Origin of the sequence: Streptomyces tendae, assembly GCF_008632955.1 — a bacterium.
Lineage (GTDB): Bacteria > Actinomycetota > Actinomycetes > Streptomycetales > Streptomycetaceae > Streptomyces.
Window position 1 is genome coordinate 3,647,418 of record NZ_CP043959.1, and the last position, 21,808, is coordinate 3,669,225.

A 21,808-nucleotide genomic window follows, 5' to 3' on the forward strand; every position below is an offset into this window, starting at 1 on the left:
AACACGTACGCTCCTGCGACAGGAACCGTTCCCGACGGCAGGAGCAGCAACGATGCAGTACGTGAAGCTCGGTTCGACGGGCCTGGAGGTCTCGCGCGTCTGCCTGGGATGCATGACCTACGGCGATCCCGGCCGCGGCAACCACGAGTGGACCCTCGACGAGGAGGCGTCCCGGCCGCTGATCCGGCAGGCGCTGGATGCGGGGATCACCTTCTTCGACACCGCGAACGTGTATTCCGACGGCACCAGCGAGGAGATCGTCGGCCGGGCCCTGCGCGACTTCGCCCGCCGTGACGACGTCGTGCTCGCCACCAAGGTGAACGGCCGGATGCGGCCCGGACCCAACGGCGCCGGCCTCTCCCGCAAGGCGATCATGACGGAGCTGGACCACAGCCTGCGCCGCCTCGGCACCGACTACGTCGACCTCTACCAGATCCACCGCTTCGACCCGCACACGCCCGTCGAGGAGACGATGGAGGCGCTGCACGACGTCGTCAAGGCGGGCAAGGTCCGCTACATCGGGGCCAGTTCGATGTACGCCTGGCAGTTCTCCAAGGCGCAGTACACCGCCGAACTGCGCGGCTGGACGACGTTCGTGTCCATGCAGAACCACTACAACCTCCTCTACCGCGAGGAGGAGCGGGAGATGCTGCCGCTCTGCGCCGACCAGGGCGTGGGCGTGGTGCCGTGGAGCCCGCTCGCCCGCGGCCGGCTCACCCGGGAGTGGAACGCCACCACCGAACGCAGCGCCACCGACCAGTTCGGCAGCACCCTGTACCAGGAGGGTGACCGCGCGATCGTGGAGGCGGTGGCCCGCGTCGCCGAGGCCCGCGGTGTGCCGCGCGCCCAGGTCGCCCTCGCCTGGCTGCTCCACCAGGACACGGTCACCGCGCCCATCGTCGGAGCGGCGAAGCCCGGGCACATCGAGGACGCCGTGGCCGCCGTCGACCTCGAACTCACCGACAAGGAGATCGAGGAACTCGAACAGCCCTACACGCCCCACCCCATCGCCGGCCACTGAACGCCCGGCCCCGGCGCGGCCTCCCACGCCGGGGCGCCTTGGCGGGGGCGCCCCGCCGAGCGGTCACGGCGTGTCGGTCAGGGTCAGCTCCGCCCAGATCGTCTTGCCCTCGGCCGTGTGCCGGGTGCCCCAGCGCTGGGTGAGCTGCGCGACCAGCAGCAGGCCCCGGCCGCCCTCGTCCCAGGTCTTGGCGCGCCGCAGGTGCGGGGCCGTGTGGCTGGTGTCGGACACCTCGCAGATCAGCGTCGAGGCGTCATGGATCAGCCGCAGCCGGATCGGCGGGGCGCCGTACCGGATGGCGTTGGTGACCAGCTCGCTCACCACCAGCTCCGCGGTGAACGACGCGTCGGTGAGCGACCAGTCGGCCAGCTGGTCGAGGACCTGCTTGCGGATGGGGGCCACCAGCGCCGGGTCGGCCGGGATGTCCCAGGTGGCGACCTGCGAGGACGGCAGCCCCCGCATACGGGCCAGCAGCAGCGCCACGTCGTCCGTCGCGCCGCCCGGTGACAACACGCTGTTCAGCACCCGGTCGCAGGTCTCGTCGAGCGGGCCGGCCGCGCCGGACAGCGCCTCGCGGAGCAGCGCCTCGCCCTGTCCGAGGTCGCGCTCCCGGGAGGAGACCAGTCCGTCGGTGTAGAACGCCAGCACGCTGTCGTCGGGCAGTTCGAACTCGGCCGACTCGAACGGCAGCCCGCCCAGCCCCAGCGGAGGCCCGGAGGGCAGTTCCAGGTGGCGGGGCGGTCCGCCCGGCGGGATCAGCACGGGCGCCGGGTGCCCCGCCCGGGACAGCGTGCAGCGCCGCGACACCGGGTCGTACACCGCGTACAGGCAGGTCGCGCCGACCTCCCCGGGGCCGGAATCGCCGCCCGCCTCCTCCGACAGGTGCAGCACCAGGTCGTCGAGGTGGGTGAGCAGCTCGTCGGGGGCCAGGTCGATGTCGGCGAGGGTGCGCACCGCCGTGCGCAGCCGGCCCATCGTCGCCGACGCCTGGATGCCGTACCCGACGACGTCACCCACCACCATCGCGACCCGCATCCCGGACAGCGGGATCACGTCGAACCAGTCGCCGCCCACCCCCGTGCGCGCGGCCGGCAGATAGCGGGTGGCCGCCTCCAGCGCCGCCGTCCGGGGCAGCGTGCGGGGGAGCAGGCTGCGCTGCAGGGCGAGGGTGGTCTCCCGCTCGCGTGAGTAGCGGCGGGCGTTGTCGATGCAGACGGCGGCCCGGGCGGTGACCTCCTCGGCCAGCAGCACGTCGTCGTGGGTGAACGCCTCGGGCTGGCTGAACCGGGTGAACGCGGCCACGCCGAGGGTGGTACCGCGCGCCTGGAGCGGGACGGACAGCATGGAGTGCACGCCGTACTCCTCGATCCGCCGGGCGCGGATCGTGTCCACCGACAGCCAGGGGTCGAGGTCGCCGGAGGGCACCGAGGCGACGATGCTGTGCCCCGTGAGCAGCGAGTCCGCCTGCGGCGAGGCCTCCGGGTAGACGACCACCTCGCCCACGTCGGCGACGGCCTCCGGGCTGCCGGCGGTGAGGGACTGCTGGGCGACGCGGCGCAGCGACACCGGCGGTGACAGCGGACCGGCGGGCTCGCCCCCGGCCTCGTCCGGCTCCAGCAGCTCCACGCTCACGAAGTCGGCGAGCGCGGGCACGCAGACCTCCGCCAGCTCCTGCGCCGTCCGGGTGACGTCCAGGGTGGAGCCGATGCGCATGCTGGCCTCGTTGACCAGTTGCAGCCGCTCCCGGGCCCGGAACTGCTCGGTGAAGTCGTGGGCGGTGACGCACACGCCCCGCACCCGGCCGGACCGGTCGGTCAGCGGGGCCATCCGGGCGAGCCAGGCGTGCGCGTGGTTCTCGCTGGTGGCCTTCATGTACGTCTGCATGTCGTGCGGCCGTCCGGTGCGCAGCACCTGGCGCAGCTGCCGCTCCAGCTCGCTGTGCTGCGGGCGTCCCCCGATGTCGGTGGGCCGCAGTCCGCGCAGGTGGTCGGCGGGCAGTCCGAGGAGGTGGGCCATGGCGTCGTTGACCCCGCGCAGCCGCAGCGCCTGGTCGAACACCATCGTGGCGCACGGCGACTGGAAGACGGCCTTCCTGACCAGCGGATCGTCGGGCAGCTCGTGGTCGGTGGCCTCCAGCGGGGTCACCGCCAGCCACTCGCCGGGGCCGTCGCCGGCAGGCTTCCGGTGGTGGGCGAGTACCCACACGCTCACCGTGCCGCCGTCGCGGTGCCGCAGCACCAGCGTGCCGCTCCAGCGGTCGGCGGGCAGCGGGAGCGGTCCCGAACCGTCGGCCAGCAGCTCGGCGGCGGGGCGGCCGACGATCTCCTCGGCCCGGTGTCCCAGCAGCAGGCGCGCGCCCTCGCTCCACCGCGCGAGCGTGCCGTCGGCGGCGATGACGGCCCTGGCCGTCACGGCATCGTCGAACGGGTCGTCCGGCCTCATCGTCGCCACTCCATTGCGCACACTCACCGTGAACCGGTGCATCGCCAGAGACCCAGCCTAGTGCGTCGGGGCGCGACATGAACGGGAACCGGGGCCCCTCGCCTCCGCGCCAAGTGAGCACGGTTGTTCGTGTCACGACCGTTGACGGCGCGTCACATCTGCCACAACCATGGTCGGCGCACGGAGTTGGGAGCGCTCCCATTGCGCTCTCGTCCCCCGCACCTCCGCAGAGGAGCCCAGACGTGAACAGACGCAGAACCGCTCTGCTGACCCTCACCGGTCTGCTGGCGACCGCGCTCACCGCGCTGCCCGCCGCCCCGGCCGGGGCCGACGAGGTCGAGCAGGTCCGCAACGGTACGTTCGACAACGGCACCGACCCCTGGTGGGCCTCCGAGGGCGTCACCGCGGGCGCCTCCGACGGCCGCCTGTGCGCCGACGTGCCCGGCGGCACGGCCAACCGCTGGGACGCGATCGTGGGCCACAACGACATCACCCTGGTGGAGGGGGAGACGTACCGGTTCTCCTTCACCGCGACCGGCTCGCCCGCGGGCCATGTGGTCCGGGCGATCGTCGGCCTCCAGGTGGACCCGTACGACACCTACCACGAGGTGTCGCCGCAGCTCAGCGTCTCCGGCGACAGCTACTCGTACACCTTCACCTCGCCGGTCGACACCGCGCAGGCCCAGGTCGGCTTCCAGCTCGGCGGCAGTCCCGACCCCTGGCGGTTCTGCGTGGACGACGTGTCGCTGCTCGGCGGCGTCGCCCCCGAGCCGTACGAGCCGGACACCGGGCCGCGTGTCCGGGTCAACCAGGTCGGCTACCTGCCCGCGGGGCCGAAGAACGCCACGCTCGTCACCGACGCCACCAAGAAGCTGCCCTGGCAGCTCAAGGACGGCCGCGGCCGGGTGGTCCGCACCGGCTGGACCGTGCCGCGCGGCGTCGACGGCTCCTCCGGACAGAACGTGCACTCCGTCGACTTCGGCTCCTACCGGGGCCACGGCACCGGCTTCACCCTGACCGCCGACGGAGAGACCAGCCACCCCTTCGACATCGACGCGAAGGCCTACGAGCGGTTGCGGCTGGACTCGGCGAAGTACTACTACACCCAGCGCAGCGGCGTCGCGATCCGCGAGGACCTGCGCCCCGGCTACGGCCGCCCGGCCGGCCACGTGGACGTCGCCCCGAACCAGGGCGACGGCGCGGTGCCCTGCCGGCCCGGGGAGTGCGACTACACCCTCGACGTCACCGGCGGCTGGTACGACGCCGGCGACCACGGCAAGTACGTCGTCAACGGCGGCATCAGCACCTGGGAGGTGCTCAGCACCTACGAGCGCGCCCGGCACGCCCGCACCGGCAACGCGCACAAGCTGGGCGACCGGACGCTGGACATCCCGGAGAGCGGCAACAAGGTCCCCGACATCCTCGACGAGGCCCGCTGGGAACTGGAGTTCCTGCTGAAGATGCAGGTGCCCGCCGGTGAGCCGCTGGCCGGCATGGCCCACCACAAGATCCACGACGAGCAGTGGACCGGGCTGCCCCTGCTGCCCAGCGACGACCCGCAGAAGCGGGAACTGCACCCGCCGACCACCGCCGCCACCCTCAACCTCGCCGCCACGGCCGCCCAGGCGGCGCGGCTCTACCGCCCCTACGACAAGAAGTTCGCGGACCGCGCGCTGGCCGCCGCGCGCACGGCCTGGGCGGCCGCACTGGCCCACCCGGACCTGCTCGCCGACCCCGACGACGGCATCGGCGGCGGCGCCTACCCCGACGACACCGTGTCCGACGAGTTCTACTGGGCGGCCGCGGAGCTCTACCTCACCACGGGCGAGCGCGCGTTCAAGGAGTACCTGCTGACGTCCCCGGTGCACACCGCGGACATCTTCGGCCCGATCGGCTTCGACTGGGCGCGCACCGCCGCGGCCGGCCGGCTCGACCTCGCCACGGTGCCGAACAAGCTGCCCGGGCTCGACCAGGTCCGCCGTTCCGTGATCGAGGGCGCCGACGCCTACCTGGCCACCCTGACGGCGCACCCGTACGGGATGCCGTACGCGCCGCAGGGCAACCTCTACGACTGGGGCTCCAGCCACCAGATCCTCAACAACGCCGTCGTCCTCGCCACCGCCTACGACCTCACCGGCGCGGCCAAGTACCGGGACGGCGCGCTGCAGAGCATGGACTACATCCTCGGCCGCAACGCCCTGAACATGTCCTACGTCACCGGCTACGGAGAGGTCCACGCCAAGAACCAGCACAGCCGGTGGTACGCCCGCCAGCTCGACCCGAACCTGCCCGGCCCGCCCCCCGGCACGCTGTCCGGCGGACCCAACTCCAGCATCCAGGATCCGTTCGCCCAGTCGAAACTGCAGGGCTGTCTCGGACAGTTCTGCTTCATCGACGACATCCAGTCCTGGTCCACCAACGAGCACACCATCAACTGGAACGCCGCCCTGACCCGCATGGCCTCCTTCGTGGCCGACCAGGGCTGACCCACCGCTCCTCGTGCGGGCCGGTGACCGATGCGGTCACCGGCCCGCACGCGTGTCCGGCGGTACCCCACCACGTACGCTCTGACCTGCGGGTATTTACTGATCAGTACCCGAGCGGTACCGTAAGTCCATGCCAGCTCTCAACGTGGAGTTCAGCGACCGCGAGCTCGAGGACCTGCGGCAGATCGCCAAGGAACGCGGTACGTCCATGAAGGCGCTCGTGCGGGAGGCGGCAGCGGCGGACATCGCCCGCCACCGCGCCCTCCAGGAGGGTGCCGAGGCCTTCCGCCGGTTCTTCGCCACGCACGCCGACGAGTTCGCCGCCGCCTTCCCCGACGACGAGCCGCCCGCCACGGGCGCCGGGCGGGCCGCCTGACCGATGGCACCCGTGCTGCACATCGACGTGCCGTGGCTGCTCCAGCGGCACGAGGAGGTCCTCCCGGACCAGCCCACGGTCAACGACTTCTCCGCGCTCGTGGCGGCCGTCGCCCGGCATCGCGTCGACCCGCCCCGCCTGGGTGTGAACTCCGACGCCGCGTGGCGGGCCGCCGCCCTGCTGCACACCCTGGCCGTGCTGCGCCCGCTGCCTTCCGCCAACGCCCGGTTCGCCTGTGCCACGGCGGTGGCCTACATGTACGCCAGCGGGGCCGGCATCGACGCGCCCTACGGCGCCCTGGTGGACCTCGCCCGCGACCTGATCTCCGGCGCGACCGACGTCTACGGCGCCGCCGACCGGCTGCGCTCCTGGCAGATCTGACGCCCCCGCCTCCGGGCTCGGCGCGGGCCGTTCACACGGCGTGCGCGGTGCGGAAACGATGGCGCGCGCATGCCGGGGGAGTGGTGTTCCCCGGCTTCCGGTCACGCCCTTTTCGCAGCACCCGGTGCGAACCCCGGGAAAAGGCGACGCGAATGCCGGACCGATCGCCGCGGACGGCCTTGTCCTTTTGACTTTCTGTCAACGTGGGCAGGTTGTCCGACCGCCTTGTTGGCCGCGTGCGGGTTGTGCGAGAGTGAGCCACCCGTGTGGGGGTAAAGGCCGGGGACGCACGCGAGTTGATGAACCGGGTCGGATGAGCCGTCGGTGAATTCCCGCCCCCCGCGCCACACCAAAGAGGTATGAACCAATCGGGCGTCCCTTTTCGGTGCCGGAAACGCTCGAATGTCACATGCGCTGCGGGAAGGAACCAATCTCCGTGCACACCCCCCACCCCCCTCGACCTCCCTATCCCCCGCCGGGCGGTGATCCGGGGGAATCCGACGAGGCACTCGCCGCGCGGCTGCGGGGCCGCCCGGAGAGCGAGGCCGCCCATTCCGTCGCCCTGCTGACGGCGCGGCACTGGCACGCGATGCACGACTACGCGACCGTGTGCCTCGCCTCGGGCGGGCAGACCGCCGCCATGGTGACCGGGGCCGCCCTGCACCGGGTGCTCGACCGGGTCGCCGTCGGTGAGTCCGCCGTCGCGCTCCGTCCGGTCCTGCTGGTGGGGGTGCGGGACACGGTCCGCGAGTGGGCCGCCGACGACCGAATAGCCGACGTTCTGCCGGGGCTGCTGAAACCGGCGGGCGGACGCGGCATGCGCGCGGCGACGACCATGACGCCGGAAAACCGCACACTCGCCCAGCGGGCATTCCGTTCCCTGCCCGCACTCGCGCGCTGTTTGCTCTGGCACGTCGAGGTCGAGGCCGAGCCCATTTCCGTACCCGCGGGTCTGCTGGGCACGGATCCCGACATCGCGTCGGGCGCGCTCGATCAGGCACGAGACAAATTCCGTCAGGGTTTGGTCCGTGCCCATCAGGAACTGGCACCCACCCAGGAGTGCCGCTTCTACAACCGGCTGCTCGACGTCCCCATCCGCCGGGGCGGGGCGCTGCTGCCCGAGGTCCGCCAGCACCTGGGCGAGTGCCGCTACTGCCGCAACGCGGCCGAGCAACTGAGCCACTTCGAGAGCGCGTTGGGCACGCTGATCGCGGAGGCGGTGCTCGGGTGGGGGGCTCGGCGCTACCTCGACTCGCGTCCCGGCCGCGCCACGGCGGGACCGCGCACCGGACGTGCCACCCGCCGCCGGCGCAAGGGCGGGGGCGGCGACGCCGGGCACAGCCGGCACCGGCTGCTGTCCCGGTTCCCGGTGCCCGAGCGGCTCGGCCACATCACGCTGCCCGACCCGGTGCGTTCCACCCGCACGCTGCTCACCGGACTCGGCGCGGTGTCCGCCGGGGTGCTGGTCAGCGTGCTCATCGCCGGGTCGTCCACCCCGGACGGCGGCACCGCCGATCCGACGGGCGCCACCGGCGCGGGCGGGCGCGCCGCCGTTCCGTCCGCCTCACCGCCCGGCGCGGCCGGCCTGCCCTCGGCGCCCGGCCGCACCCGGCTGCGCAACATCGCCTCGGGCCTGTGCCTGGACGCCCGGGACGAGCCGCAGGACGGAACGGGTACCCGGCTGGCGAAGTGCTCCTCGGCGTGGAGCCAGCAGTGGACGTACGAGGAGGACGGCCTGCTGCGCAGCGTCGCCGATCCGGGACTGTGCCTCGACTCCCACAAGGACGCCGGTGTCGTGGTCCTCGGGACGTGCGCGGACACCGGCGACCGGACCGCCGACGACGTGCGTTACGACCTCACGGTGCAGGGCGAACTCGTGCCCCGCTGGGACGTCCAGCTGGCGCTCGCCCCGGCGACGCCTGACGCGAACGCCGACATCGTCGTCAAGGTGCGCGACCGGACCGTGGAGCAGCGCTGGGCCGCCGAGCCGGTACGCTCGGCCACGGATTCCCTCTCCGTCACCGGTCCGACGACCTCGTCCGCCCGGTACGCGGACCTGGCCGAGCCCGTGAGCTGACGGCGCGCCCCGGGGCGGCCCGAGGGCCGCCCGGACGGCGTCAGACCACGGTCCCGGTCAGGTCGTCGGGCCCGACGGTGCTCGGACCGGAGTGGCCCGACAGGGCGAGGGTGAGGTCGAGTTCGGCGAGCAGGCAGCGGATCACGTGCTCCACGCCCGCCTGCCCGTCGAGGCCCAGCCCGTACACGTACGGGCGGCCCACCAGCACGGCCCGCGCGCCCAGCGCGAGCGCCTTGAACATGTCGTCGCCGGTGCGCACCCCGCTGTCGAACAGCACGGTCAGCCGGTCCCCGACGGCCCGCACCACACCGGGCAGCGCGTCCGCCGCCCCGATCGCGCCCGCCACCTGACGGCCGCCGTGGTTGGACACCACGACCCCGTCCATCCCCGCGTCGGCGGCGAGCCGGGCGTCGTCCGGGTGCAGCACGCCCTTCAGGACGATCGGACCGTCCCAGTTCTCCCGCAGGAACGCCAGGTCCGGCCAGGTCTTCGCGGGGTCGGAGAACATGCCCACGAAGTGCATCACCGCCGCGTTCGGGTCCTCGTGCACCGGCTTGGCGAGCCCCGCCCGGAACGCGGGGTCGGAGAAGTAGTTCGCGGTGCCCACGCCCCGCAGGAACGGCAGGTACGCCTGGTCCAGGTCCCGCGGGCGCCAGGACAGCAGCGGAGTGTCCAGGGTGACGACCAGCGCCGTGTATCCGGCCGCCTTGGCCCGGCCGAGGAAGCTGCGCGCCACCTCCACGTCCTTCGGCCAGTACAGCTGGAACCAGCGCTCGGCGTCCCCCATCGCCTCGGCGACCTGCTCCATCGGCGTGCTGGACGCCGAGGACAGCACGAACGGCACCCCCTGAGCGGCGGCCGCCCGGGCGGCCGCCGACTCGGCCTCCGGATGCATGATCGACAGCACCCCGACCGGGGCCAGGGCGAGCGGGGCGGGCAGGGGGCGGCCCAGCACCTCCACCGACAGGTCCCGCTCGTGGACGTCGCGCAGCATGCGCGGCACGATCCGACGGCGGTCCAGGGCGGCACGGTTGGCGCGGGCGGTACCGCCGTCGCCCGCGCTGCCGGCGACGTAGCCGACCGGACCGGGGCCGAGGCGCCGCTCGGTCAATTCCTCCAGTCGGGTCAGGTCGGTCGGCAACCGCGGTACGGCGCCCGTCATGCCGTTCAGGTAGATCTCGTACTGGAAGTCGGCCCAGTGCTTCGCCATCCGTCCCGCCCTGTCTCCTCGTGCCACATGGTCCGACGCATACTGGCCGGTATGTGCCGGTGGCGTCCAGCGCCCGGAGGCGGATGTCCGCTGTGCCCGCGTGCCTCGCGGAAAGCCGTCGGATGACCGGCGAGTGACCCTTTCATGACCGCAAGGGGTTTCTGTTCGGCCTGCGTACGACGGAATCGGAATGTTTCAGGCCGATTAACGAGCGACGGGAATTCGGCCACCGCGCTGTGCGGCACCCGTGACAACCGCCCGGTTACCGGGTCCACGCGCGTCCACTTGGTCACTTCGCGCCACTGATTCAATACGCAATGTTACTGAAATGCATGGGGTCGACGTGAGTTTCCGCCGGGGACTCGGCAGACTCCGGCACGCTGGTTCGGCACCAACCGAGCACGGGCCGGCAACCGGAAGAAAACGAAGCGGAAGGATGCACACAATGCGGAACACCGCGCGCTGGGCCATCACCCTCGGTCTCACGGCCACCGCCGTCGGCGCCCCCCTCTCCGGGGCCGCGCTCGCCGCCCCGGGTCATGCCCCGTCCGCGCTCTACGCCCCCTCGGCCCTGGTGCTCACGGTCGGCAAGGGAGTCAGCGCGACGGCCGTCACGCCGGAACGCGCCGTCACCCTGACCTGTGCCCCGGGACCCTCGGGCACCCACCCGGCCGCCGCCTCCGCCTGCGCGGACCTGACCGTCGTCGGCGGCGACCTCAACGCGCTGACGAGAAGCGACGACGTCATGTGCCCGATGGTGTACGACCCGGTGCTGGTCACCGTGGACGGCGTCTGGCAGGGCAAGCGCGTCTCCTACGAGCGCTCGTTCTCCAACGCGTGCGAGTTGAACGCGCACGGGTCGAGCGTCTTCGCCTTCTGAGACCGGGATCGCGCGTTCCCGTGACCGTGTGGCGGCCCGCGGACTGGGGAGTACGGGGCACCGCGCGGACAGTGCGATCCCACAAGGAGGCCGGCGGGCGGAGTGGGGCCGCCCGCCGGCCTCCGGGCCGTGTCGGGAAGGATTCAGGCGCGGTCGCGGTGGCTGGTGTCGCACCACGGGTAGCGCCGGCTGCGCCGGCAGGTGCACAGGGCCACGCGGAAGCGGTCGGAGGACACGACCGAGCCGTCCTCCAGCTCCACCTCCACCGGTCCCTCCACCAGCATCGGCCCCTTGCGCCGCATGGTGACGCGGCGCGGGTCACCCGGGGGCCCGGACGGGGAGGGCGCCGACCCGGCGGGGGAGGGCGCGGGGTCAGACGGGGAGTTCGGCACGGACCACCACCAGCTCTTCCTCGTTGTCGGCGGGGGACAGCAGCCCCCGCTCCCGCAGCCACTTCTCCCGGGTCCGCAGCACCGGACCGAAGGCGATCCGCCGCCGCTGCGTGACCGCGGACTTCAGTCCGGCGGTCCGCAGGCAGTCCACGGTCAGCTCCGGATCGCTGAGCGCCGACTGCACGAGGAGCAGCACACCGCCCCGCCGCAGCAGCCCGGGGGCCTCGTGGCAGACGCGGTCCAGCACCAGCCTGCCGTCACCGCCCGCGTCCCAGGCGCGGGCCGCGCCGCGTGGCGGCCGGTGCCCGGCGGCGCGGGAACGTAGGGGGATTGGTGAGGACCAGGTCGAACGTCCGGCCCCGCACCGGATCGAACAGGTTTCCGCGCACGACCTGGACGGAGAGACCGGCCCGCCGCGCGTTCAGCCGGGCCGTGCACACGGCCCGCCGTGACACGTCGACGGCGGTCACACGGGCGCCGCGCCGGGCGGCCGCCAGGGCCAGGGCGCCGGAGCCGGTACCGACGTCCAGGACGTCGGCGCCCGGCGGGACGGGCTCGTCGGCCAGGGCGGCGGCGAGCAGCTCGGTGTCCTCCTGAGGGGCGTACACGCCCGGGAGTGCCAGACTTTTCACAGGCGGCCGAGTACCCCGTTGGTCAAGAGACATGGGTCACCTCCTGTGACAGCGGAACACGCAGGGCCGAGCGGCCCTCCCGCCAGTGGGCGAGCAGCCGGTCACCGAGCAGGTCCTCGGTGAACACCGTGGCCGCCACACCGAACGCGATGTCCGGGGCGAGCAGCGGCTCGTCCTCCAGCAGACCGCCGATGACGTCCTTGCGGACGACCTGCTCGTGCACGGCGTCCGCTTCCACGTGCTCGTCGTAGAAGTGCTCGGCGGCGGGACCGGCGCCCGCGCGGCGCATGGCCTCCGCGAGCCGCCGGGACCCCGGCGAGGACGTGATCTCGACCGTCGCGAAATGACCCACCAGGGCGCCCCGGAGCGTGCGGTGCAGGCCGAACAGCGACATCAGGTTCACCGTGACCAGCAGCTCCGCGCAGGCGGCGTCCAGATACCGGCCGTACGTGGTGTCCAGTCCGAGGTCGGTCATCAGGTCGGCGAACAGCCGGGCGTGCACCCGGTCGCCCCGCCCGCCGCCGTACTCGTCGAACTCCACGGCCGCCATCGCCGCCTTGGCCCGGCCGCGCAGCCTCGGCAGCACCCAGGCGTGCGGGTCGGCCTCCTTGAGGTGGTACAGCGAGCGCAGTGCCGCGTACTCGCGCAGCTGCCACAGTTCGCCCTTGTCGCGCAGGAAGTGACTGACGCCCGTGCCGTCCACCGGCTCCACGAGGATCCCGGCGAGCGCGTCGTCGACGCTCTCGTGGTGCGGGGCGTCCGCGCGCAGGGCGGCGAGGAAGCGGCGCTCCATGGCGGCCCGGGTGCGAAGTAGGTCCGGGTCCCACTCCAGGGCCGGCGCCACGTCCGCGAAACCGCGGTAGTGCATCTCGTAGCAGAGGTAGAGGGCGAGCTGGAGGTCCTCGCCGTACACGGCGGCCGCCGCCACGTCCTCCTCGGAGGGCAGCGGGCCGGCGCCCCGCAGATACGTCGTCACGCCGCGGCTGAGCGGCCCGCGCGGTCCGGGCAGCAGAGGTTCGTCTCGGGGGTCGTCCATGGGCCCCGAGTACCCGGACGGCGGACGGAAACGCCCGGCGGCATGGCGGGGGCGCGCCCGCGGGGTACCCCATGACGTCATGAAGGCATTGGTGATCAACTGCACGCTCAAGAAGTCACCGGAGACCTCCCACACCGAGGCGCTGTTCCGGACCGTCACCGAGCGGCTGGAGCAGGAGGGCGTCGAGGTCGACGTCGTCCGCGCCGTGGACCTGGAGATCGCCCCCGGCGTGGTCAGCGAGGCCGTGCACGAGGGCGACGACTGGCCCCGGGTGCACGAGAAGCTTCTCGCGGCCGAGATCCTCGTCATCGCCTCGCCGACCTGGCCGGGCCAGCCGTCGTCGGTGGCCAAGCGGGTCCTGGAACGGATGGACGCGATGCTGTCCGAGACCGACCAAGAGGGCCGCCCGGTCGCCTGCAACCGGGTCGCCGGCGTCGTCGTCACCGGCAACGAGGACGGCGCCCACCATGTGATCAGCGAGATCACCGGCGGGCTCCAGGACATCGGGTACACCATCCCGGGCAGGCGTGGACGTACTGGAACCATGGTCCGGGCCGGGGGCCCGTCCTTCCTGGAGGGTGGCGGCGGCCAGGACTGGTCACGCAGCACGGGCCGCGCCATGGCGGTGAACCTGCTGGGTGTCGCCCGCGCTCTCGCGGCCCGGCCGCTCGGCGCCCCTCCGCAGTAGGGCCGGGCGTCAGGGCTGCCGCCGGGCCCCGGCGGCAGCCCCGACGTGCTACTCGCCCTCGGCCTGCTCCTGCGCCTCGGTGTTGGGCGTGACGGCCTCGCCCGCCTCACCGCGGTGCCGGCGGTCCTCCTCGGTGTCCCGGGTCCGGCGCTCGGCCTCCTCCACCTCGCGCAGCACCTCGTCGACGGCCGACTCGTCCTTGGGGGTGTCGTCGTGCTCGGACACGGGCTCTCCTCACGTCGTGCTGGTCGTACCGGTCGGTGCCGCCCCGTGGGCGGGCTCAGTGGCGTGCGGCGGGGATGCGCAGGGGCACGGGACCGGCGCCCGCCGCCTCCTTCTCGTTGCTCCGGGTGACCTCCGCCCACCAGGACGGACCGTCCTCGACATGGCGCAGCAGCACCCCTTCGCGCAGCGCCCAGGGACAGATCGTCACCGTCGCCAGGCCGGTCAGCTTCATGGCGGTGTGCGCGACGACCGCGCCCGCCAGGCTCTGCAGTGAGCGGGGCGCGGAGATGCCGGGCAGCCGGGCGCGCTCGGCCGCGGACAGCGCGGCCAGCCGGTCGATCGCCACGCGCAGGTCGGATGCCGACAGCTCCCGCTCCACGAACGGGCCGTGCCGGCCGGGCGCGGCCCCGCACAGCCGCCCGAGCTGCTGGAAGGTGCGGGAGGTGGCGACCGCCGTACGCGGGCCCTCCCAGCGGATCCGGGCCGCCGCGTCGCGCAGCTGGTGCCGGACCCTGCGGCGCAGGGTCCGTACCCGGTCGGGCGAGGGCGGGTCCTCGTCCTCGAAGTACTCGTGAGTCAGCCGGGCCGCCCCCAACGGCAGCGAGGTGGCGAAGTCGGGCAGCCGGCCGCGTCCGAAGGCGACCTCCAGTGAGCCGCCGCCGATGTCCAGCAGGGCGAGCGGCCCGCAGCGCCAGCCCATCCAGCGGCGCGCCGCGAGGAAGGTGAGTTCCGCCTCGACCTCGCCGGGCAGGGTGCACAGCTCGACGCCGGTCCGTTCCCGCACCGTGCGCAGCACCTCCTGCCGGTTGGGGGCACCGCGCACCACGGCCGTGGCGAAGGCCAGGGGACCGGCGGCGCCCCACCGCTCCGCGGCCCGGTCCGCCGCCGCCACGGCGTCCACCAGGTCCTCCACGGCCCGCTCGGGCACCTCCCCGCCGGGCGTGACCTGCTCGGACAGCCGCAGACGCCACTTGGCGGTGTGCACGGGCAGCGGCGCCCCGCCCTCCGTGTCCGACACGACGAGCCTGACGGTCTTCGACCCGACATCCACCACGCTGGTCCGCATGGCCCGTGGGTACCCATTTCCCGCCCCGCCCAACGGCCGGACCGCGACGGACGGCGAAGACACGCCACGGCCGTATATTCCTTGACGGGAATATAACCACGGAGGCATAGTGGCTGTATGCCCGCCGCCGACCTGTGGACCGCCCTCGCCGACCCGCGTCGACGGGCCGTCGTCGCCCTGCTGCTGGCACGCCCGAGGCCGGTGGGGGAGATCGCGCGGGAGTGCGGCCTGAGCCAGCCGGGCGCCTCCAAGCACCTCAAGGTGCTCCGCGAGGCCGGCCTGGTCCACGTACGGCAGGAGGCGCAGCGCCGGGTGTACGCCCTGGACCCCGCTCCCATGGCCGCCCTGGACGCCTGGCTGGCTCCGTACCGGAAGCTGTGGGGCGAGAGCCTTGACGCGCTGGGCCGCCGCCTGGACGAGCGGCCGGCCGCCACCGAACCGACACCGGAGGACTGATCCCCATGCCCGCCGAACCCACCGGCACCTTCCTCACCCTGGACGACGGACGCCCGGCCGTCCGCTTCAGCCGCGAGTACGGCCACCCCGTCGACCGGGTGTGGCGGTTCGTCACCGACCCCGACGAGCTGGCCCACTGGTTCCCCTCCCGCGCGGAGATCGACCTGCGCCCCGGAGGCGCCGTCACCTTCACCGGGGACCCCGCACTGGAGGACTCCGGCGGCCGGGTGATCGCCGTCGACCCGCCCCGCCACCTCTCCTTCACCTGGGAGGACGACGAGATCCACTTCGACCTGGAGGAACTGGCCGGCAAGCGCACCCGGCTCACCCTCACGAACGTCCTCGGGACCGAGAACACCGCCGCCCGCAACAGCGCCGGCTGGGACGTGTGCCTCTCCGCGCTGGACGCCCGTGCGCGCGGCGAACGCTTCGAGGGACCGCACGCCGGCCCCGAGGCACCCGCCCGGGAGCTGTACGAGGCCTACGTCGCGGCCGGGATGCCCTCGGGAGCGCCGTACCCCGGCGCGGACGTCTGACGGATCAGGCCAGCTGTCTGCGCACCAGCTCGTGCAGGCGGCCCCGGGTGTCGGCGAGCAGTTCGGCGGGGGTGCCCTGCTGGACCACCTTGCCGGCCTCCATCACCACCACCCGGTCCGCGTCCAGGACCGTCGACAGGCGGTGCGCGATGACGACACGGGTCGCCCGCAGGGCCTTGGTGCTCTCGATCACCGTGCGCTGCGTCTCGTTGTCCAGGGCGCTGGTCGCCTCGTCGAAGAAGAGGATCCGCGGCCTGCGGATCAGCGCCTGGGCGATCATCAGCCGCTGCCGCTGACCACCGGAGACCGCGCCGCTGCCCGAGACGATGGTGTGCAGCCCCATCGGCATCCGGCGGATGTCCTCGGCCAGCCCCGCCATCTCCGCGGCCGCCATCGCCTCCTCGGGCGTGTACGGCTCGCTCCCGCAGATCACGTCCATGATCGACCCGGTGAACGGCTGGGCGTGCTGGAGCACCACACCGCACTGCCGGCGCACCGCCGACCGGTCCAGCGCCGCCAGGTCCTGCCCGTCGTACAGGACGGAGCCGGACTGCGGCCGGTCGAAGCCGATGAGCAGCCGCAGCAGCGTCGACTTGCCGCAGCCGCTCGGGCCCACCACCGCCACGAACTCGCCCGGACGCGCCTCGAACGACACGTCGTCCAGCACCAGCGGACCGTCGTCGGAGTAGCGGAAGGACACCCGCCGGGCCTCGAGCGCCCCGGTCAGCGGCCCGGGCCGGGTGCTCGCCGTACGCACCTCGGGCGTCGCGTCCAGCACCGGCCGGATCTGTTCGAACAGCGGCAGCGCGGCGACCGCCGAGACGAACGACCCGGTCAGCTGGGTCACCGACGTCAGCACCATCGTCACCGACGTGTTGAAGGTGAGGAACTCCGCCGCCGTCATCGACCCGCGCGCCGGACCGGCCAGCAGCATGAACATCCCCAGCGTGCACAGCGGCAGATAGACCGCGCCCAGCACGGCCGTCAGGTTCTTGATCCGCCCGGCCTTCTGCTGCAGCTCACGGCTGCGCGCGAACTGCGACGCCCACGCCGCGTACGCGTAGTTCTCCGCCGCCGCCACCCGCAGCTTCGGCAGCCCGCGCAGCGTCTGGAAGGCCTGGTTGTTCAGCTTGTTGGTGAGCACCACCAGCCGCCGCTGCCAGCGCACCTGCCACAGCCCGAGCCCCAGGAACACACTCGCGACCACCACCAGCATGCCCAGCGCGGCCAGCGCCATCGGCACGCTGAACCACAGCAGCAGCCCCAGGTTCACCGCGCCCACGGTGACCGACTGGGTCACCGTGGGGCCCACCCCGGCCAGCATCCGGCGGATCGCGCTGATCCCCATCGCCGCGCTCGCCAGCTCACCCGTGGACCGCTCGGTGAAGAACCGGGTCGGCAGCCGCAGCAGCCTGTCCCACACCGCCGGCTGGAGCGTGGCCTCCACCCGGCCCTCCAGCCGCAGCAGGGTGAGGTTCTGCAGCAGCATGAAGGCGGCGGCGACCACACTGCTGAGCATCACCGCGAGACACACCTGCACGATGAGGTCCGTCCGAGCCGTCGGCACGTACTCGCCGAGCACCCTGCCGGTCGCGAGTGGCACCAGCGTCCCGAGCGCCACCGTCACCAGGCCGCTCAGCAGCAGCCCGGTCAGGTCACCCCGGGTGCCGGACACGCAGAAGCGCATCAGCCGCAGCGGGCTCAGCCGCCGCTCGGGCAGCGGCCGGTAGAACATCACCGCCCGGGGCTCGAACTCCCCGGCGTTCGCCTTCTCGACCGGGGTCTCCCGGCCGGTCGCCGGATGCACGGCCACATAGCCGCCGCGCCGCCACAGCAGCGCCACCGGCGCCCCCGACAGCGCGCGACGGCCCACCAGCGGCCCCACGTCGTCCCGCCACCACCGGTCGTCCAGCCGCACCACCCGGGTGCGCAGCCGTGAGGCCAGCGCGATCTGCTCGACCGGGTCCAGCCGGTCCCCGCCGGTGCCGGCCTGCGCGGGCGCGGCCAGCGTGATGCCGGCGGCCCGCGCCACCAGCTCGCAGGCCGCGTACGTGGCGTCCGCGTCGGCGGCCGTCGTGCTCCGCCCCGACCGCTTGCCGATCGCCGCGAGCAGCGTCCGGTCGGCCTGCGCCCGTACCGCCTCGCCGGCCGCGATGCCCTGCGCGGTGCGCGACTCGTGGGTCTCCTCCAGCTGCTCGATCCACCGGTCCAGCGTGGTCATCAGCCGGTACTGCTGGTCGACCATGGTCTGCCACAGCGCCGGGTCCATCAACAGGTCCGCCGCGGCCTCCGCCCCGTACAGCGAGCCGTACTGCACGCTGCCCGGCGGCACCTGCATCCAGAACACGTCGTCGTCGGTGGGGGCCGCCGCCCGCTCCGTCGCCATCGGGGCCTGGAACAGCACGGCCAGGCTCCGGCCCACGCCCAGGGCGAGGGCGTACTCGAGCGGGCTCGTCGTGGGCGGCACGTACTGCGGGTTGCCGTACTCGTCGTACGACCAGGTCTGGGTTCCCGCCGACTGGTACAGCTCGCGCAGCGCGACGCGGTGCACCACGCAGTCCCGCAGCGGCCGCGCAACCAGTGTGTGCGCCGGACCCGCCACCGGGCCCAGCACCAGCGAGCCCGCCTCCAGGCGGCCCAGGTGGTGCCAGTGACCCTGCTGCTCGGCGTCCACCGCGAACAGGTCCACGGCGCCGGACACGATCAGCCACAGCACCTGAGGCCCCTCCAGGTCCAGACGTCCGAACCCGGAGCAGTCGATCGGGGTGCCCAGCGCGCCGAGCGCGCCCAGGACGACGTCGCCGCCCTGCCCCTCCTGCACGGCAGTCATCTCATCGCTCCCTGACCAGCGCCGCGTACGCGCCGCCGCGCGCCACCAGCTCCTCGTGCCGCCCGCGCTCCACGACCGTGCCCTGGTCCAGGACGACGATCTCGTCGCTGTCGCGGACCGTGGACAGCCGGTGCGCGATCACCACGCACGCACAGCCGCGCCGGCGCAGATTGTCCATCACCACCAGCTCCGTCTCGGCGTCCAGCGCGCTGGTCACCTCGTCGAGCACCAGGATGCTCGGCCGCCGCACCAGCGCCCGCGCGATCTCCAGACGCTGGCGCTGACCGCCGGAGAAGTTCCGGCCGTCCTGCTCGACCGGGCTGTGGATGCCGCCCGGCCGGCGCACGATCACGTCGTACAGCGCCGCGTCCTTCAGCGCCTCCACCACCGCCTCGTCCGGGATCGACGGGTCCCACAGCGCCACGTTGTCCCGCACCGTGCCCTCGAACAGGAACACGTCCTGGTCGACGAACGACACGGACGCGGCCAGCGCCCCGCGCGGGATGTCCTCGATGCGCTGCCCGTCGATCCGGATCACGCCGTCCCACGGGGTGTACAGCCCCGAGATCAGCCGCGACACCGTCGACTTGCCGCTGCCCGAACCGCCCACCAGCGCCACCTGCTGTCCCGGCCCCACGGTCAGGTCGAACCCGGTCAGCAGCGGCTTGTCCAGCGGGTTGTAGCCGAAGGTGAGGTTCTGCAGCTCGACATGGCCGTGCAGCCGCCGCGTCGACTCACCGGCTTCGGGACGGCCGTACAACGGGTCCGCCCGGAAGTTCTCCACGTCCTTCAGCCGGGCCACGTCGGCGGCGAAGTCCTGGATGCGGCCCGCCACCCCGTTCAGCCGGGTCAGCGGCGCGGTGAACCGGGTGACCAGCGCCTGGAAGGCGACCAGCAGCCCGACCGAGATGTGCCCCTCGACCGCCCGCATGCCGCCGATCCACAGGATCAGCGCGCTGTTCAGCGTGGCGAGCGTCGGCGCGACGACCCCGAGCCACGCGCTCGGCACCCCGAGCCGCTGCTGCTCCTCCAGCGTGGTCGCGTGCTGCCCGGCCCACTTGCGGAAGTAGCCGTCCTCGCCGCCGGTCGCCTTCAGCGTCTCGATCAGCTGGAGCCCGGTGTACGCGGTGTTGGTGAGCCGCGCCGTGTCCGCCCGCAGCTTCGCCGTACGGGTGGCGCGCAGCCGGATGACGATCCGCATCGCCAGGATGTTCAGCAGTGCCACCCCGATGCCCACGAAGGTGAGCTGCGGGTCGTACGTGTACAGCAGCACCGCGTACAGCACGACCACCACCGCGTCGACGCCCGCCGCCGACAGGTCGCGGGCCAGGGTCTCGGCCACCGCGTCGTTGGACTGGAGGCGCTGCACCAGATCGGCGGGGCTGCGCTGGGAGAAGAACGTCACCGGCAGCCGCAGCAGATGGCGCAGGAACCGCGCGCTGGACAGGGTGGACGAGATCAGCCGGCCGCTCAGCAGGTTGGCCTGCTGCAGCCAGGTCAGCAGCAGCGTGAGCAGCACGCAGGCGCCCATCGACAGGAACAGTACGTCCAGCGTCGAGGTCTGCTGTCCGATCAGGAAGTCGTCGATGAAGGTGCGGCTGAGTCCCGGCACGGCCGCGCCCACCGCCACCAGCAGCAGGCTGGTCAGCACCACGGCGGGCATGGTGCCCGCGGTGCCGCGGAGCCGGGCCGGCAGGGCGCCGAGCACGCCCGGTCTGCGTCCGCCCCGGCTGAAGTCCTCGCCGGGCTCCATCACCAGCACGACACCGGTGAAGCTGCCGTCGAACTCCTCCAGCGGCACGAACCGGCGCCCCTTGGCGGGGTCGTTGACGAACACCCCGCGACGGCCGAACCGGCGGCCCATGCCGTCGTAGACGACGTAGTGGTTGAACTCCCAGAACAGGATGGCCGGCGCCGCCACCTCGGCGAGGGCGGCCAGGTCCATCTGCATGCCCTTGGCGGTCAGCCCGTAACCGCGGGCCGCCTTCAGCAGGTTGCTGGCGCGCGAGCCGTCCCGCGAGACACCGCAGGCGATGCGCAGCTCCTCGAGCGGCACATGGCGGCCGTAGTGTCCGAGCACCATCGCGAGGGAGGCGGCACCGCACTCCACGGCCTCCATCTGGAGCACGGTGGGCGTACGGACCGTCCTGACCCTGGACGTGGGACCTTGCGGCGGGGCGGCGGCACGGCGTCTGCCGCGCGTCTCCTGTGCGGTGCTCACGGCAGCAGCCAATCCACGGGACGCCGGTCGGCCAGCCGGATGGAACCGGTGGCCAGGGTCATCGACGTCAGCTCGAACGGCGGGCCCTCGGCCGAGGACCACGCGTATCCGCTCTCCGTCGCCGTCGACCGCTTCAGCTTCACGGTCACGGCCACCGGCCTGCCGTCCCGGGTGAACTCTTCGCCGAGCTGGGTGTCGCCGAGGAACCCGGTGATCTGCCGTGGGGACTGGGCGGAGCGGTCCACCTCCGTCACCTCGCCGCGCAGGACGCCGTACTCCTGGCTCGGCACCGACTGCACCGTCAGGTCGACGGAGGCGTGCGCGGGGATGCCGGCGGCCTTCTGGGCGGGGACGTACACCGTGGCGTACAGGGGGGACTGGGCGCCGCGGACCTTCTCCACCGCGGCGACGTCCGCGCCGGTCGCGATGATCTGCCCTTCGCTCGCAGCGAGCGCGGTGATCCGCCCCGCCTGGAGGGTCCGCACGACCTGGTCACCGTCCGGCGTACGGACCTTGAGTACGGGGGAGCCGGCCGGCAGCCGCTCGCCCTCGCGCGCGAGTACGGCGGTGACCTGCCCGGCGACGGGGCTCTGCAGGATGTAACTGCCGTGCCCGTAGGTGAGGATGGCGGGCGCCTGGACGGTGGAGGTGACCGAACCTGTCAGTGCCCACACGGACGCGGCGGCCATCGCGATCACGGTGACGGACAGCACCAGCCAGCCCTGCGGGCGGGCGAAGCGCACCGGGAGGTCGAGTTCCTCCGGTGACTGGAGCTTGGCGAGGGCCTGTTGGCGGAATTGCACGGGTCTTCCCTCACCTGGGTGAACTGTGCGACGTGACGGGGAGACTGCGG

17 protein-coding genes and 2 pseudogenes are annotated in these 21,808 nt (G+C 73.0%); 9 read left to right on the forward strand and 10 right to left on the reverse strand.

The genetic code is table 11. From position 1 onward, the window contains the following. The first annotated feature begins 52 nt into the window (after positions 1-52). On the forward strand, positions 53-1,021 hold the full coding sequence (locus F3L20_RS16685) for an aldo/keto reductase (RefSeq protein WP_150155069.1): 969 nt from the start codon (positions 53-55) through the stop codon (positions 1,019-1,021). A 63-nt stretch (positions 1,022-1,084) separates the two neighbouring features. Here the strand turns inward: F3L20_RS16685 and F3L20_RS16690 are convergent, their stop codons facing one another. Next, a complete protein-coding gene (locus F3L20_RS16690) occupies positions 1,085-3,463 on the reverse strand; it encodes a SpoIIE family protein phosphatase (RefSeq protein WP_150155070.1) in 2,379 nt (792 codons plus the stop codon). Between the two features lie 242 nt (positions 3,464-3,705). Between F3L20_RS16690 and F3L20_RS16695 the strand changes: the two genes are divergently transcribed. The 4 genes from F3L20_RS16695 (at position 3,706) to F3L20_RS16710 (ending at position 8,783) form a co-directional block, all read left to right on the forward strand. After that, positions 3,706-5,949, forward strand: coding sequence for a glycoside hydrolase family 9 protein (locus F3L20_RS16695; RefSeq protein ID WP_150155071.1), 2,244 nt, complete (start codon positions 3,706-3,708; stop codon positions 5,947-5,949). 130 nt (positions 5,950-6,079) lie between these two features. Next, positions 6,080-6,325 carry a hypothetical protein gene (locus F3L20_RS16700; protein ID WP_037722460.1) on the forward strand — a complete coding sequence of 82 codons (246 nt, stop codon included), beginning with the start codon at positions 6,080-6,082 and terminating at the stop codon, positions 6,323-6,325. 3 nt (positions 6,326-6,328) lie between these two features. Continuing rightward, positions 6,329-6,706 (forward strand): toxin Doc, encoded by a 378-nt coding sequence (locus tag F3L20_RS16705; protein WP_150155072.1) that lies wholly within the window; start codon positions 6,329-6,331, stop codon positions 6,704-6,706. Between the two features lie 436 nt (positions 6,707-7,142). After that, entirely contained in the window at positions 7,143-8,783 is a 1,641-nt protein-coding gene (locus tag F3L20_RS16710) for an RICIN domain-containing protein (RefSeq protein ID WP_150155073.1), read from the forward strand. 40 nt (positions 8,784-8,823) lie between these two features. On the opposite strand, the gene F3L20_RS16715 is transcribed toward F3L20_RS16710, so the two are convergent. Continuing rightward, the gene (locus tag F3L20_RS16715) at positions 8,824-9,993 is read right to left on the reverse strand and encodes a lactate 2-monooxygenase (RefSeq protein ID WP_150155074.1); all 1,170 of its coding nucleotides are present in this window, start codon (positions 9,991-9,993) and stop codon (positions 8,824-8,826) included. A 445-nt stretch (positions 9,994-10,438) separates the two neighbouring features. Here F3L20_RS16715 and F3L20_RS16720 point away from each other — a divergent pair, with 445 nt between their 5' ends. Beyond that, positions 10,439-10,873, forward strand: a complete 435-nt coding sequence (locus tag F3L20_RS16720) for a subtilase-type protease inhibitor (RefSeq protein ID WP_150155075.1) — start codon at positions 10,439-10,441, stop codon at positions 10,871-10,873. Positions 10,874-11,016: 143 nt separating this feature from the next. On the opposite strand, the gene F3L20_RS35650 is transcribed toward F3L20_RS16720, so the two are convergent. The 3 genes and pseudogenes from F3L20_RS35650 to F3L20_RS16735 form a co-directional block, all read right to left on the reverse strand. Further along, complete coding sequence (locus F3L20_RS35650) at positions 11,017-11,265, reverse strand: CDGSH iron-sulfur domain-containing protein (RefSeq protein WP_382687156.1); 249 nt, start codon at positions 11,263-11,265, stop codon at positions 11,017-11,019. Further along, a pseudogene (locus tag F3L20_RS16730) lies at positions 11,246-11,930 on the reverse strand (HemK2/MTQ2 family protein methyltransferase). The gene F3L20_RS35650 and the pseudogene F3L20_RS16730 overlap by 20 nt, the downstream one beginning before the upstream one ends. After that, the gene (locus F3L20_RS16735) at positions 11,920-12,933 is read right to left on the reverse strand and encodes an iron-containing redox enzyme family protein (protein WP_150155076.1); all 1,014 of its coding nucleotides are present in this window, start codon (positions 12,931-12,933) and stop codon (positions 11,920-11,922) included. Before F3L20_RS16735 ends, F3L20_RS16730 begins: the two are co-directional and overlap by 11 nt. Positions 12,934-13,012: 79 nt before the next feature. On the opposite strand from F3L20_RS16735, the pseudogene F3L20_RS16740 reads away from it, so the two are divergent. Next, positions 13,013-13,621: pseudogene (locus tag F3L20_RS16740) on the forward strand (flavodoxin family protein). A 48-nt stretch (positions 13,622-13,669) separates the two neighbouring features. Here F3L20_RS16740 and F3L20_RS33995 read toward each other — a convergent pair. Both F3L20_RS33995 and F3L20_RS16745 read right to left on the reverse strand, forming a co-directional pair. Further along, on the reverse strand, positions 13,670-13,846 hold the full coding sequence (locus tag F3L20_RS33995; protein WP_167534538.1) for a hypothetical protein: 177 nt from the start codon (positions 13,844-13,846) through the stop codon (positions 13,670-13,672). A gap of 55 nt (positions 13,847-13,901) precedes the next feature. Further along, positions 13,902-14,912 carry a Ppx/GppA family phosphatase gene (locus F3L20_RS16745; RefSeq protein ID WP_150155077.1) on the reverse strand — a complete coding sequence of 337 codons (1,011 nt, stop codon included), beginning with the start codon at positions 14,910-14,912 and terminating at the stop codon, positions 13,902-13,904. A 117-nt stretch (positions 14,913-15,029) separates the two neighbouring features. On the opposite strand from F3L20_RS16745, the gene F3L20_RS16750 reads away from it, so the two are divergent. Together F3L20_RS16750 and F3L20_RS16755 are read left to right on the forward strand one after the other, a co-directional pair. Next, positions 15,030-15,368, forward strand: coding sequence for an ArsR/SmtB family transcription factor (locus F3L20_RS16750; RefSeq protein ID WP_150155078.1), 339 nt, complete (start codon positions 15,030-15,032; stop codon positions 15,366-15,368). Between the two features lie 5 nt (positions 15,369-15,373). Then, a complete protein-coding gene (locus F3L20_RS16755) occupies positions 15,374-15,904 on the forward strand; it encodes an SRPBCC family protein (protein WP_150155079.1) in 531 nt (176 codons plus the stop codon). A 4-nt stretch (positions 15,905-15,908) separates the two neighbouring features. Here the strand turns inward: F3L20_RS16755 and F3L20_RS16760 are convergent, their stop codons facing one another. Genes F3L20_RS16760 through F3L20_RS16770 form a run of 3 tightly spaced genes read right to left on the reverse strand, consistent with a single transcriptional unit; the run spans position 15,909 to position 21,758 of the window. Next, positions 15,909-18,734, reverse strand: a complete 2,826-nt coding sequence (locus F3L20_RS16760) for an NHLP bacteriocin export ABC transporter permease/ATPase subunit (protein WP_150155080.1) — start codon at positions 18,732-18,734, stop codon at positions 15,909-15,911. 1 nt (position 18,735) lies between these two features. Continuing rightward, positions 18,736-20,955 carry an NHLP family bacteriocin export ABC transporter peptidase/permease/ATPase subunit gene (locus F3L20_RS16765; protein ID WP_150155081.1) on the reverse strand — a complete coding sequence of 740 codons (2,220 nt, stop codon included), beginning with the start codon at positions 20,953-20,955 and terminating at the stop codon, positions 18,736-18,738. Further along, on the reverse strand, positions 20,952-21,758 hold the full coding sequence (locus F3L20_RS16770; RefSeq protein WP_150155082.1) for an HlyD family efflux transporter periplasmic adaptor subunit: 807 nt from the start codon (positions 21,756-21,758) through the stop codon (positions 20,952-20,954). Before F3L20_RS16770 ends, F3L20_RS16765 begins: the two co-directional genes overlap by 4 nt. Positions 21,759-21,808 lie beyond the last annotated feature (50 nt).